Here is a 12,928-nt window from a genome sequence, read left to right as displayed (position 1 = left end):
ACGATTGACGCGACATCATCTGAAAATGAAAGGCCCCGCGTACTGCGGGGCCGCGATCGGCGAATACAATCGTCACACTCGGACATCGTCAAATTCAGTGAACTGCGGCAGTATGATTCGCACGCGAACTCCATCATTATGAAGTCGGATAGCAATGGCGCAGCCAGCCACCTCAATTCGGACGCCCTTGTCAGACTGGACATCGTAGAGATGCTCAACTGCATCTTCCACTGCCTCGAGCACCTGTCTCGAGTGAGGTTCACCGACAATCAAACCGCTTAGTACAGATACCAGTGGGTCCGAGTCAGTCATGAATCTAGCGTGACGCAACCGATCGTAGAGATCGGCCGGTATTTCGTCTTTGCCCACATTTGTCCAGATCTCTTCCCCCACTACTTTCCCATCGCGCTTGACCGGCCGGAGGATGATGTTTCCAGTGTCACGATCGAGAATGATGTCAGGGTTGCTGCCGGCCTCGCCGTTTTTAAAACGTTGCCAGCTATCAGGATCATTATTTTTAACTAGATTTTTCGCCTTAGCCTTATCCTCGTGCGACACCTTCCCTCTCTTTACCGTTTTATTTCGCCTCTTCAAATCCCCTTGTCTCCGATCATACGCTTCGATGACGCGCGAACCATTTGGCAGATCGAAGACCTCGATATTAAGCCTATGTCCCATTAGTGCAACCCCCGACGTAGTCGCCCATTGTTGATCTCTTTAATGCTTGGAAACCAAGCGCAACGAGACTACCACATCCAGATCTCAGTTAATCGGCGGACCGGTAAATCACATCTCGCAAGCAAGGTGGGAAACGCAAAAAAAGCAGCGTGGCAAGCCGGCACGCATTCTCGAGCCCCCTCGCACCCGACGTGGTTAATATTGCGGATCGCGAACAGGCTTGTACTGTTCTTTCACCAAGAGGCCCCGACGCTCCACGTGCAGATACAGTTGCGCTTTCGCGGCCTGATAGCTTGCATGTACATCCGACAGATCGAGTCCGCGCGGATTGCTCCAAACAGTTGCGCCGCATGCGGCGTTCATCGCGCCGATTCGCTTCGCCTTCATGTGTCGCTGGATTGCTGCGCGCTCCTGCCACGTCAGAGCGTCAACGCACACGTCGACCTGTTCCGCCCGCTTCTTCGCCGCCTTCCGGTCTGCCTCTTCCGAGCGCTCGTCGGACGTCAGCGTGCGCTCGTCTTCGGAGAAGCCACGGCACGACGGATCGATGCGCCCATAGCCAAGGCTCGGCACATACCCTGCCTGCCAGTCGTACCATTCGCCGAGCAGTTCTTCGATCTGGTTGCTTTCGTCGATCGTCATGTTGTTCCCGTTTTCGATTTGCTTGAGAGGCCGGTGATTCGTCGTTACATGACGACCGTGAAGTTGATGCCGTGGTGCGTGAGCCAGTCACCGATCGCATGACGCATCGTCCGGTTACGGGGCCATGGAAACGAGACCTGCGTTCCATGTTCCGTCTCAGTGACCTCTCCTGAGAACGGGCATTCGTCGAACGCGATGAGATCCGCTCCCGTTTGCCCATCGAAGTGACGAATCGCCGAGATCAGAAGCCGCTCAGGCACGTCGCTGTATGAGATGCACGCAGCAGCACTCATGTCTCATCCCTCAGGTCGATCTCGAGTGCGCCACTAGCGAGGAACTGCCCGAGCACACGCGACTTCTGGTTGTCCACCCAATACAGCTTCGTTCGGAACACGCCAGGCGCGACCCAGCGCGGATCGCCCTTCGCGATATGCGTTCGGTACATCTCAGGAACGAACACGTCCGCCTCAACCGCAGCTACCAGTTGCCGCTTCACGGTCGGAATGCGCGCCAGCCGAAATACAGTCGCATCGATCTTTCGCGTGATCTCGGTAATGACCATCGCCCCCATGCCTCGCTTACGGGGCGTACTACGCATCCCCGCAGGGATATGCACCCACATCCTCACTGGCAATTTGCCTCTCCCATCTTTCGGGACCGAACCGGCTCCCAGTCCTCAAATGCCCGATCCCACACATCGAACTTGACCTGCTTGGGTGTACCAACGCGGTTCTGATCGATCCACGCGTGACAGGCTCCGCAACCAGGAACCGTGAATTCGTTCTTCGCCTTCATCGCACCAGCCTTCCCGTGGCGCGATTGGTTCGAGTGGCACGGCACCACGGTTTCGTCGATTGGATTCCGCCGACAAAGGCCTGGCACGCGCAGATAACAGGGCTCGCCGCGGCAGGCCTCCAGATACCTCGAACCTTCTCCGACGGTCGGTCGTCTCGGGCGGCGGCGCTTCGTCACCTGCTGCGGGGCCGCTCCCGGCAACGGCGAACTCTTCCGGGACCATGACCCTCGCGACATCGGCTTCGTGCGCGGTTTGAATCCTGAGCGCTTCATGCCGACGCTCGCCCAACATCGACCATCGCGCGTATCGCCGGAATGACCGTGGCAATTCCCACCTCGAACGCGACGTGCCGGCGTTTATCGGCCGGCATCACCTCGTTTGATGCTGGGAAGGCCTTGCCAGTGAGATGCAACTCGTAACCTTTCCTGCCCCGCCGCCCCAGCCTGATATACCCGGTAGAAATCAGACGGTTCACGGTGCGCTTCATGCTGTCAGGCGTGGATCGGAGCTGCGATGAAAGCGCCCGCAACGTAATGCCGGGACTTTCTCCAAGACGCTCACAGATGCATCGTTGCGTGAAGCTCATCTTTTCGCCGCTCATCAGAATTCCTCCGTTTGCCAACCGCCGCCGTCCCCTGCACGACCAGCCTTCACCGCAATGAACCGCACCGGGTACTGATCCGCGGCGACCTTCACCTTCACGCGCGCGTCGTCTTGCCAGTGCCCCTTGACCTCATGCGCCTCGAGCTGGCCGTTGGCGAGCATCACAGCGAAGTCCGGCGTATAGAACGTGTTGTCAGCGAGCCGGAACTTGATGCCCTCAAACCGATACCAGGCGATTTCTCCGGCTTGCTTGCGCGACTCCAGATGCTTGGCATAGCGTTCCTCGGTCTTGTTCATCTCGCCAGCCTTCAGACGTCCAAGTGCTTGCATGCGGGTCTTGGCGTCAGACTGGCGGTAAGCCGGCGTCGCCACCGGTGCCGCACCGATTCCGTCACTGATGTCGTCGAAACCAGCGTCGACCTGCGGTCGGTTGCCCGTCACATCAAAAACGGCCTTTTGCGCCGCAGTCATCTTTGAACGTGAGTCGTTGCGCACGCGCGCTGTGGCGACCTTCGTAGTACCCACATCGACGCGCATCGGCCAAGTGGTTCGTTTCGTCATGCCTTCCTGTCACTATCCACGTAATTCTTCAACTCACGGCGCGCCGTCTCGGCTGCCGCATTCCCAAAGCGTTCGCGCACAGATGCGATGAGCGCGTGAGTCTTGCTGTTCTTGCCGGCCCGTGCGTCCCGCACGGCGTTCATGAACCGCTCGCGACACTCGCCGGCCGTCATTCCGCTGCCTGCTGCGCGACCTGTTCGCGCGGAATGTCGTTGAAATAGGCGTACAGCGATTCGTAGCGCTCTTCGCTCTCGCGGCTAACCGTGCGCAGCATGTCCTCCATCCACTCGCCTGGTCCGGCTGCCTTGAACACCCGCGCCTTGTACTGCTCGAACACCTGATTCGGTTTTTCCTCGATACCAAGCTGCTTGCCTCTCTCGCGGATGCCCGGCGCGGTCTTCCACCAGTCCGGTGCGACAGTGATGCCAGCACCCGATGACGTCGCGGCCACGTCCCCTTTCAGCGGGAACAAGCCCGTCCAGCCACGCAGCACTGCCTCTTCGATGCACGCCGTCGGGTCTTGCCCCAGCGAACGCAGCTTCGTCAGCTTCCGGATCGATACGGTTGCCGCCGGGCGAGTCCAAGGGGCGTCTTTGTGCTTTGCCTCGCGGTGCTCACACCACATGTCCCAATCCTCGAACTTCAGCCAGTCGGGCAGTTCGATCGAGCGCAGCTCGGCATGCAACGCAACTCGCGGCGCACGCCGTGCGCCTTGGTGGTTCTCTGATGGTTCCTGTGGTGGTTCATGGTGAATCGGGTGCAACCCATTGCACCCTTTTGCGAAACCCATTGCACCCTTTGTGTCGCTCGTTGCACCCTTTTTGCTACCCGTTGCACCCTTTTCGATGGGTGCATCCGTTGCACCCTTTTGGCCAGCGGAAATGGGTGCAATCTCTGCACCGTTTATCCAATCGGGATTGATTCGGTATTCGCAGGCACGGCCACGGCCGCCGCTCGCGTTCGCGACCAGAATCAACCAGCCGCGCTCAACCATGCTCTTGATCTGATACTGGACAGCACGCGCCGAGCGGCGTGTCTTCTCCGCCATCGTTTCGATGCTCGGGAAAATGTGCTCTCCGTTGTCGTCGCAGTAGTCGGCCAGCTTGAGGGCGAGCAACAGTTCATGGTCCTCGCCCGGATACCGGTCCCACACCATCGTTTGGACCTTGATGCTCATGCGGCCTCGTCGACCATGCCGAGCACCCACCGGAGAGCGTCCGCGCGCTCGCCCGTCGCCGTCGCCAGTTCCGCGGCAATCTGCTTTCGGGTGCGCATGCGAGGGGCTGCATTGCCGGTAAGCGCGGCTTTCTGCGCGCGCGACCGTTCATGCCCTTGCTTGCCTTCCCCAGCCGCAATAACGACTTTCACCTTTGCACGCTGTTCGGCAGGCTCAAGCTTCCCCAACGTTCGCGCATGCGTGACATTGATCTGCCCGGTGTCGACGGCCTTCTGAACGTCCTCGCAGCAGTCGAGCAAAGCTACGGTCGCGCGAACTGTCTGGACGTTGCACCCAAACAGAATTGCTACATCGTCCTCGGACCGCATGCGCAGCTGGCGCGCCATCTTCGCCGCCATGGAAAGCGGTGTCTCTTGTTGCCGGATCGCGTTCTCGCTGGCGATCGCGGCCGACAATACCGATGCGCGCTCGTTGCGCGCGAGACGGCGGACAATTCCTGGCACCGTGATCGGCGGATCGCCACGATCGATCAATCGACGATTCGCTTCCCGGGCAGCCTTTACGCGTTGCCGCCCGGTGACAACCTGCACCTCACCGGTATCCGGATCTTTCGTCACCTCAATCGGCTGGATCACGCCTTGGAACATGATGTTGCGGACCATGCTCTCGTCGACCGGCCAATGAACCCGCTCGTCAAAGAGCGGATGAGCCGGATCGATTACAAGCATGAGCTTGTCGGGATCGAAGTCGAGCGCGTTTCCCTTGCCCTTCGCTCCGTAGACGTCGATGGAATTTTTTGCCATTCGAGGATCCTCAGTGACCGCACGGCACGGAGCCGTCGAGAGATTCGAGCGCGCCGCACGACAGACACTTGCGCGGATACGTCGGGTGTTGGCTGGCGTCGCGCACTATGCGCCGCACTTCGTGGGAGCCGATCTCGTTCCGCTCATGCGTATCGGCCGATTGGTTGATCTGCGTGGTTTCCATAAATCTCGATCTATTAGGATTACTGAACCCGTATAGAAACGTTCTCCGTCGAAAACGCTTTTACCCGGGCCCGTCGCTTACATCACCACCGGCCGCCACACTCCCCGAAACCTTCACGTGCGCAGTGGCAGTTCACGCCGACCTTGCTCATCGTCGACAGCCCGTCCAGATACTCCCGCGAGACCACGCGCAGTTCGAGCGCATTCAGCCCGGCGTCGATCTTGTTGATCGGAACGCCAAGGTTCCCCGACAGGAATCGGCTCACCTGCGAGTCGTCCCAGCCGAGCGCATCCGCCACCGGCCCTCGGCTGCGCGGATCGCTCAGCGCTTCCCGAAATGCCCGCTCGATGCTCGGTTTCCGGATGACCTCAATGGTGCTCATAGCAACTCAACTCCGTTCAAATCTGATTGAATGACCTTGAAGGTCGAATTTTCTAAACTGCATACATCACAACTGGATGCGAACCACCGCTATGCGAGAATTGAAGGCTCTAACCTCTTCAACAACCACACAACGGGGTTCGCATGACCACATCAAACGAACAAATACTCAACGAACTGGACAGCTTCCGTTACGGCGTTCTCGCCGCGCTTGCGGCGCTGAAGGCGTCGATTCAAGACTCACCCACCTTCAACCAAACGGCACTCGAGGACAGCGTTTCCTATTTCTTGGCGTCGCCGCCGTCCTCTGGCGACCAAGAAGCGTTCGAAAGCCCCCTCAGAGCTCTACTTGCCGATCGGAGCGATCTTCTGAGGGCTGTGCTGCGGCACCAGTAATCTCGATCGCCCCGTCTTTCGATATGCGCCATATGACCCGACCGGACGCCGGGTCGATCCCGCGCACCCCATCGGCATGCAACACGGCATATCCGTCTGAGCGATGGACCTCGAAATTCCACCGCACCCGAAGCCAGCGGACCACACGTGTGTACAGGCGCTTCACACAACCCTCTTCCATTGAACCCATCTCCATATTGAGATCCCGATGAAACTCGACCGCGAATATCAAAAGGAAGTCTTGACGGCACTTGCTGAGATTTACCCTTCTCTGGGACATGCTGAACTCGTTGGCGATGTATCCGAAGAAGCGCGTTCAGCGAACCTCTACTACTTGGCGGAGCACGGGTTAATCACTGATTCCGTGAAACCCAATCTCGATAGCTCCTTCCACTACCAGCCAGCGCGCATCACAAAAGACGGGATGGATTTCCTTGCTGAGGATGGTGGTCTCTCTGCAATCCTCGGCGTCGTGACGATCAAGCTGCACGAAGACACAATCAAGTCGCTCATCGAATCGAAGATCATGGAATCCGATCTACCTGCCGGCGATAAGCCTCGATTCGTCGATGCGCTTCGATCGCTGCCTGCCGACGCCACAAAACACCTAACGATGAAGCTACTGGACTTGGCGCTGTCTCACGCGCCGGGCGCACTTCACGCAGTACAAACGGCTCTTCACATCGGTTCGTGATAGGCCCTGGTAAGCGCTCGAATCGGCCCCAGCCAACCTCAGGTCCGAGTTCAACCCAGAATTCGATCAACTCACTGGATGACTCTATGACTACATGCCCATTTGCAAACACAATGGCGTCGAAGGGAATGTTCACTCGGGTGCTCTCCATCCAGGGACCGGGCTTCGGACGGTCGAACCAGAGACCAGACGTGCATACAGGCGCGTCATGCGATCTCCGCCTGGCGAATGCTCGCCACATGTGACCGGTGAAGCTCCACCACTCTGCTTGCGATCTTGTGTGACGTACGCGCCCCCCTCGTTCCGTTGAGAAGTGCCGAAACGAGCGATTGAGAGCACGGGATCATCCTGGCAAGTTGCGCCTGGGTCAGGCCCGAGCGGAGCAGCTCGGTGATGACGAGTTGAATATCCATGCGCCCAAGTATCACATTTGTGTTTGACTACGTCAACACAAATCGAATGGCGCTACCTATTACGATTGTGATATGTATACATTAGCCGACAGACTGAAGTGGGCCCGCCAGAAGGCAGACTTGTCCCAAGAAGAGCTTGGCAAGAAAGCCGGCGTATCCCAGTCGACCATAGGAAACTTGGAGGCTGGAACTCGCAATAGCGCCCGACGCCTCCCGCAGATCGCAGCTGTTCTGGGAGTCAACGCTCTATGGCTTGCCGAAGGGCGAGGCGAGCCAGCAGCAAATTCAAAAGCCCCTACCACCTACGACGACGCGATCACGAGCGCGAGCGAATCAGCCCGCGCAGTGATCGACGCCATCATAAAGGCCGATCAGGCGGGCGAACCAGAAACCACGTTCAAGCTGATACTTCGGATGCTCCACGCATCAGACAATCTCGGCGCGGGTGACTAACCGTCTTTCAGCGCGGCACGGCACGGCAATTTCCGGCGGCAGTGGCTCAAGAGATGAGTCGCGAAATCCATACCGAGATGTGATGATCGGCTCTTGGTCCGATAACGTAACACCCAGCACCGCCCTTCCCAGAAGGCAAACGGCCCAGCGGCCATGCTCCTCCCTCCACCCTTCGACGACGACAATCTGATCGATCAATGCAGGATTAATCGAATGGATCACCCTTGCCAGATCCCCCGGTTTGCACCGAAGGTGCGGTGTTGCTTCTTCTCTCATCGGCCGCCCTCGTATTCCAGCAATCTCAAAATACTGTATATATGAACAGTAGTTTGCCAAGGAATCGACTAGCTTTCAACCAGCTTCGGCGGTTGCATAAGACCGACCGAGCACGGCTGCTTCTCGTCACGCATGGTCCGCACGGGATCTGTCGCCTCTGCTCTGTTCCTCGTCGAGCGAACGCCGGATAATCAAACTTCGCCCAATCAAGATTCCTCCCCTTCCATCTGCTTTGCTGACGCGATGCGCACGTCGAGCGCGCGGCGCGTTTTCTTCGCCCACTGAGCAAGTTGGGAAACTGTATGGCGGCACCAGATCTCGAGAGGAACGAAGTAGGCCTCGAGATAAGGGATCAATGAACCCGACCAGGCGCCAATATGGAGTCGGCTGGTGAGCGCATCACGGAATGCTGCATGCTCGCCGTATCTGGCCGCGAGCCTTTCCATGGCAGGGTTCCACATCATATTTCCAGCATCATCTTTGTCAAAGAGCGGATAGAACTCGCAAAGAAACGGCGAGCGGTTTGGCGCATCGGCATCCGCCCATGCGAAACACTCTGACTCTGGAATCCCGTACAAGGGACCTGCGCCGTTCTCGCTATCACCTTGACGCCTAAACCCTCTGCTTGACTGCCCGACGAGCCGAGTCAGGCGGGATCGCTCGGTCGGGGTTGCGCGCTCTACAAACCGCGCAACCACTTCCCACAATTCGAGCGGCCGTTCTGTGACTAGGAGTTTGACGACCTTCCGGACCGCATCATCAAGCGCATCGAAGGCATCATATTTGCTGAGTACGCAGAGACGGACGAACTGCTCGCCCAACTTCGCCGCAAAACGGTCGTCAAGTGCAGCGTGTTCGTGAAGTAGCCTGGCCATGTTTTCGAAAAGGTAGCCGTTCCGGTTGCCACGCCTGACTTTCCCAACTAGCGTCGGTGATACGAGAATGCTTTTCGAGCGTTCAACTAGGCCAGAATCGAAATCAGTCCGACCATGCTGGTACATCGCGATGATTTCAAGGGCAGACCAGACGCCTTCCCCATTGTGATTGTTCGCAAGTTCGTCGACTAACGGGAGGATCTGATTGGCGTTCATGTGCGCTAACCCTTGGCCGTAGGATAGATAGACGCACTCAGCCGCGGCCAGGGTCCCTGCCTTGACGCTCTCGACGATTTCCTTGAGCCGCTCCGCCGAGACTTTCACGGATGTGTAGATATTGATGGCTCCGCGTTTTAGCGCGTCGCACTCGAGCGCCAGTCGCACGCACTCATCAGCAACGTCACTGTCGCGGTCGTCGATACCACCGAGCAGGCCCTGAAGAAATCCTAGTCCCTCCAGATTCGCGGAGGCGCTAATCATCTCGACAGCAAGCCTGAAAGTCGCCAGCGGGTCAGCGACTTTTCTTGCCAGCTCGTAGCCAAAGGGCTGGGAGTTGTTGAGCTTCTGAGGCGCCATTTCGCGAACTGCACGCGCGACCAGTTCATCGTCCTGCGCAATCTGCACGGCAACCTCTTTGGCCTTTCGCGACGAGTAATCGAAGGCCAGAGTGGTATCGTCACTCTGGTCGTATTCCAGATCGGGGTCGTAAAGGTCACTCGCCCAGAACTTTGTGTAAAGAAGGGCGAGGTGAATCAGGTCCGTCGGCATCAACTTGTCATACAAATCCCTTACTCGACCCTGCAATTCCTCTGGATAGGCCTTGCGGTCAAAATAGAGCCACGATCCAACCGCCCGAATTCCTTCCAGCCAGACGCCACGCCGCTGCGCGACGGCATTCGCGGCTGTCTCAATTTCGGCGATGAGAGGTTCGCAGATAATTCCCCGCAGACTCGTTGCAAGAACTTCATCGCAGCGGCTTTCGAAAGACGCATACGTGGAACGAATCCGCTCAAGCGTAACGAGGCTTCGTCGATGGAAATCGAATACCTCCTCCCAAGTTTGCGGATGCCAATCCCGCAATGGCGGTTCGCTGCCGATTTCCTCAGCGCCCGCGATACGGGAGGAATATGTGCGGCCAAGGCTCACCTCGAGCGCCTCGATGCATACTGCAATGATTCGCTCGTCGCCAGATGCTATGCCATGATCTATTACCGCAAACCTCTCCGAAGGTTCTGCCTCGGTGCCACTCAAATCTATCTGGAACAGCTGCTTGAACTGACCCGTTGCGTTGTTGCTCCAGTTTTCCGTCTCGACTGCTGCGAGACGCATCAGAAGATGAGCTGCCAAATGGAACGACTGATGGCGAAAGACAAGTCTTTCGAGCGTGTGCACGAGGAAACGCCGCCCATCTCCGAGCTCCCTGAGTTCATCAAGCGGCATTTCGCCGAAGACTCGCCATACTGTTTCGGCGCAGGCGTCCGGTGCGACGTGACATAAGGCGTGCAGGCATTGAGCTCCAAACTCAGAACTCAAAGCGGCCAGCGTCCCGAAACGCCCTTCTCGCCCTACCAGCCTTTCGGCCACCGAGACGGCGGCGCGCGTCCGATCAAAATACCGCCACTGCTCTAAAAGCGCGACCACCAGCTCATTCGGAGCAGACTCGATGAAATGGATGATCGTTTCGGTGCGCAGTAGCTCGATTCTTCTGGCGCCGAGAAAGGCGGCGATGGGCAATGGCTGCGCCCGAAAGAATGGACCGCGGCGGCCCACCAGTTCGTGCCTCGATGCCGCGGACAGGTGCTCATACATTTCGTCACCGGATTGCCGCGCGAGCCGTTCGGCAACGAGATCGAGCTGTCCTGCCACGTTGTCTTCAGCCCCTACGCGATCGAATAGCGCCAAGCATTCGATGGCGCGTACTTGCTCTCGCTCGCCAACGCCACAGCCTGTCAAGACCCGTTCGACCACGTCCTCCATGGACTTAAGTGCCGGCATACCTCCCAGATGATTGTCCGTGGCAAGAACGGCGATTCGGGGAAACCCGCCACTGAGATTCTTGAGGTAAGAAATCGTTGTGCCGTCTCTTGTCGGGGCCCGTTGCCGAATGATTCCTTCAACGAGCGCATCATCGCTTCTAGACACCGAAATATTGAGAACACTCTCCGCAGTAATCGTGCGATCGTCTATATCGATCGTGATCAGTCGAAGTCGACTACGCGCGTCAGACACGATGTCCGCCAAAACTGACGCTGATTCACGCGGGCACTCATCGACAACGACTAGCGCCGGAACGCTCCGCCCAGCCATGGCTTTGACAACCTGGAGAAGACGCTCCTGTCCAATGCTCCGAAAGTCGCAGTAGATCGCCGATACGCCTGTGATGACTCTTTCCAAGGTGTTCCGGTCACGGAATAGCTCATATACGAAGCGAGACTTGCCGATCCCGGAAGGACCGATGACACGAACACATCGCTTCGGTTCGGCTATGTGCTCAAAAATGCGCTCGCGTGCCTGATGGGAATTCAGCACATCGCCGGAATGGGCTTTTCCGTTGCCACTCTCGCCGACGTCATAGCGGGGAGCCTCATCATCGACGAACTGGATGGTAGCAAAATCGGCGCGTCTGCCCCAACTGTCAATCGTCTGGAACCCGCCCAAAGGAAGGCCGGTCTGTGCTTCGTTCAGCCAGACCGCGACGGAAGGATGCTGGCTGGCCCAGGCTGCGATCTGATTGGCGTCATAGATCCTGATGTCAATCAGATCGTCGGGATTCGCGCCAGCCTCGCGAATGCCCTCCCTGATTCCGGTGATACGCCGAGTTAGCTTGTTACCAACGATCGCAGCCGACGTAAATCCAATATATGCACCGCGTGCGGCAATCGCGGCCGAAACGGCGTCGTTCAATACCCGCGGCATACCTTCTTTCTGTGAGGCCTTTGTCCAGACCTCCCTCTTCCAGCCAGCTGGCTCGGGATCTGTTGCCTTGGACTGGAATACATTCATGCGGCAAGGGAGATAGTCAGTGTCTTCATTCCCACCGTTCCATTGCACCCGGGCATCCTCCCCGCCGTCCGCAATGGTGATCTGCAGGGGCACGGAGACGCCCCGCAGGGCTATTCCTGCGCTTTGTGCTTCGGCATGAAGTAGCTTTCGCAACAATTCGACCAGTTGCAAGCCGTTCAGAGATTCAATCTGGGTGGGTGAGATATTGAAAATCATTTTCCGTGTGCTTGCATAGCGAACGACACCACGCCGTTACGCCGATTGACCCAGAGTTTAGTCTCTCGGCTCGCATCGAACACAGGTTTCGGTCGTTACGACCTTCTTGCTGCCCCCTGCGACCGCTAAGATTGGACTACACGACACTTTTGATGCGCATTAACGCGATCGGCATGAGTGCCCAAGTCCGGGGAACGTTGCACCTAGGTCAAATTTCCTGAAGCGCGAGACCGCTGCCAACCTTGCATGGTTGCTCCTGCCAATGTATGCGCCGGATGGACAGTGCGGGGCCGGGGGAATCCCTTGCCTCCGGAAATCGCGTAGCAGGATGGCTCTTGATGCTCGAAAGCGGTCGTAGCCACTACAGCGACTCAAATGACGGCTTTGGGTCGAGAGGCATCCGTCATGAGCATCCGGAATGGCAGACCGAGTTGACAAAGGAAATGTCATTCCCCCGCGAATCGCGATCGACCAATACAGCCCCTCAGGAACTGGCCGCTACCAGACAACAATAGCCTTCGAGACCTGCTCAGCAGCAGTTTTATCCGTCAAGGCGCACATCTCCGCCAAGTCGATATCGTTCATACGTTTATCTCGATCGCTTTGCGCGAAATAAACACAAATGTGTTGACACGATAGATCACGTATGTGATTATTTATCTCAACGCAGCACAGGACGCTGCGCCACCGCCCCAGGCGGATCGCTCTCTAACAATCGAAGGTAAGCCGAGCTTGCTCACGCAAGCGACAGGCCGGCGAGATCTGCGTCGTGAGTCA

17 protein-coding genes are annotated in these 12,928 nt (G+C 57.7%); 3 read left to right on the top strand and 14 right to left on the bottom strand.

What is annotated here, in order from left to right:
* Positions 1–72 precede the first annotated feature (72 nt).
* The 12 genes from DIE08_RS29825 to DIE08_RS29780 all read right to left on the bottom strand — a co-directional run bounded on the left by DIE08_RS29825 (position 73) and on the right by DIE08_RS29780 (position 5,826).
* Positions 73–558, bottom strand: coding sequence for a hypothetical protein (locus tag DIE08_RS29825; protein WP_124905159.1), 486 nt, complete (start codon positions 556–558; stop codon positions 73–75).
* Positions 559–873: 315 nt separating this feature from the next.
* A complete protein-coding gene (locus tag DIE08_RS29820) occupies positions 874–1,320 on the bottom strand; it encodes a hypothetical protein (RefSeq protein ID WP_124905157.1) in 447 nt (148 codons plus the stop codon).
* A 44-nt stretch (positions 1,321–1,364) separates the two neighbouring features.
* Positions 1,365–1,613: a phage portal protein gene (locus DIE08_RS29815; RefSeq protein ID WP_124905155.1), complete on the bottom strand. Its 249-nt coding sequence runs from the start codon at positions 1,611–1,613 to the stop codon at positions 1,365–1,367.
* Positions 1,610–1,882 carry a hypothetical protein gene (locus DIE08_RS29810; protein ID WP_260436587.1) on the bottom strand — a complete coding sequence of 91 codons (273 nt, stop codon included), beginning with the start codon at positions 1,880–1,882 and terminating at the stop codon, positions 1,610–1,612. The genes DIE08_RS29815 and DIE08_RS29810 overlap by 4 nt, the downstream gene beginning before the upstream one ends.
* A gap of 62 nt (positions 1,883–1,944) precedes the next feature.
* Complete coding sequence (locus DIE08_RS29805; protein WP_124905153.1) at positions 1,945–2,388, bottom strand: nuclease domain-containing protein; 444 nt, start codon at positions 2,386–2,388, stop codon at positions 1,945–1,947.
* A complete protein-coding gene (locus DIE08_RS29800; protein WP_124905151.1) occupies positions 2,385–2,717 on the bottom strand; it encodes a hypothetical protein in 333 nt (110 codons plus the stop codon). Before DIE08_RS29800 ends, DIE08_RS29805 begins: the two co-directional genes overlap by 4 nt.
* Positions 2,717–3,280: a hypothetical protein gene (locus tag DIE08_RS29795; protein ID WP_124905149.1), complete on the bottom strand. Its 564-nt coding sequence runs from the start codon at positions 3,278–3,280 to the stop codon at positions 2,717–2,719. Before DIE08_RS29795 ends, DIE08_RS29800 begins: the two co-directional genes overlap by 1 nt.
* On the bottom strand, positions 3,277–3,453 hold the full coding sequence (locus tag DIE08_RS35805; protein WP_185715914.1) for a hypothetical protein: 177 nt from the start codon (positions 3,451–3,453) through the stop codon (positions 3,277–3,279). Before DIE08_RS35805 ends, DIE08_RS29795 begins: the two co-directional genes overlap by 4 nt.
* Positions 3,450–4,457 carry a helix-turn-helix domain-containing protein gene (locus DIE08_RS29790; protein WP_124905147.1) on the bottom strand — a complete coding sequence of 336 codons (1,008 nt, stop codon included), beginning with the start codon at positions 4,455–4,457 and terminating at the stop codon, positions 3,450–3,452. Before DIE08_RS29790 ends, DIE08_RS35805 begins: the two co-directional genes overlap by 4 nt.
* Positions 4,454–5,260 (bottom strand): ParB N-terminal domain-containing protein, encoded by an 807-nt coding sequence (locus DIE08_RS29785; protein ID WP_124905145.1) that lies wholly within the window; start codon positions 5,258–5,260, stop codon positions 4,454–4,456. Before DIE08_RS29785 ends, DIE08_RS29790 begins: the two co-directional genes overlap by 4 nt.
* 10 nt (positions 5,261–5,270) lie before the next feature.
* On the bottom strand, positions 5,271–5,444 hold the full coding sequence (locus tag DIE08_RS35800) for a hypothetical protein (protein WP_156429861.1): 174 nt from the start codon (positions 5,442–5,444) through the stop codon (positions 5,271–5,273).
* 82 nt (positions 5,445–5,526) lie between these two features.
* Positions 5,527–5,826 carry a DNA-binding protein gene (locus tag DIE08_RS29780; RefSeq protein ID WP_081056699.1) on the bottom strand — a complete coding sequence of 100 codons (300 nt, stop codon included), beginning with the start codon at positions 5,824–5,826 and terminating at the stop codon, positions 5,527–5,529.
* Between the two features lie 143 nt (positions 5,827–5,969).
* On the opposite strand from DIE08_RS29780, the gene DIE08_RS29775 reads away from it, so the two are divergent.
* Together DIE08_RS29775 and DIE08_RS35795 are read left to right on the top strand one after the other, a co-directional pair.
* The gene (locus tag DIE08_RS29775; RefSeq protein ID WP_124905143.1) at positions 5,970–6,221 is read left to right on the top strand and encodes a hypothetical protein; all 252 of its coding nucleotides are present in this window, start codon (positions 5,970–5,972) and stop codon (positions 6,219–6,221) included.
* A gap of 208 nt (positions 6,222–6,429) precedes the next feature.
* Entirely contained in the window at positions 6,430–6,915 is a 486-nt protein-coding gene (locus DIE08_RS35795; RefSeq protein ID WP_185633862.1) for a hypothetical protein, read from the top strand.
* Between the two features lie 206 nt (positions 6,916–7,121).
* Here DIE08_RS35795 and DIE08_RS29770 read toward each other — a convergent pair whose 3' ends face one another.
* Entirely contained in the window at positions 7,122–7,328 is a 207-nt protein-coding gene (locus tag DIE08_RS29770; RefSeq protein ID WP_124905141.1) for a helix-turn-helix transcriptional regulator, read from the bottom strand.
* Positions 7,329–7,400: 72 nt separating this feature from the next.
* Here DIE08_RS29770 and DIE08_RS29765 point away from each other — a divergent pair, with 72 nt between their 5' ends.
* Positions 7,401–7,781 (top strand): helix-turn-helix domain-containing protein, encoded by a 381-nt coding sequence (locus tag DIE08_RS29765; protein WP_124905139.1) that lies wholly within the window; start codon positions 7,401–7,403, stop codon positions 7,779–7,781.
* Positions 7,782–8,263: 482 nt separating this feature from the next.
* Here the strand turns inward: DIE08_RS29765 and DIE08_RS29760 are convergent, their stop codons facing one another.
* Complete coding sequence (locus tag DIE08_RS29760; protein ID WP_124905137.1) at positions 8,264–12,151, bottom strand: hypothetical protein; 3,888 nt, start codon at positions 12,149–12,151, stop codon at positions 8,264–8,266.
* Positions 12,152–12,928 lie beyond the last annotated feature (777 nt).

This window comes from Burkholderia sp. Bp9004 (genome assembly GCF_003858025.1).
Classification (GTDB): domain Bacteria; phylum Pseudomonadota; class Gammaproteobacteria; order Burkholderiales; family Burkholderiaceae; genus Burkholderia; species Burkholderia diffusa.
The sequence above is the reverse complement of the archived record's forward strand: the minus strand, read 5'-3'. Positions and strand labels throughout refer to the sequence as shown.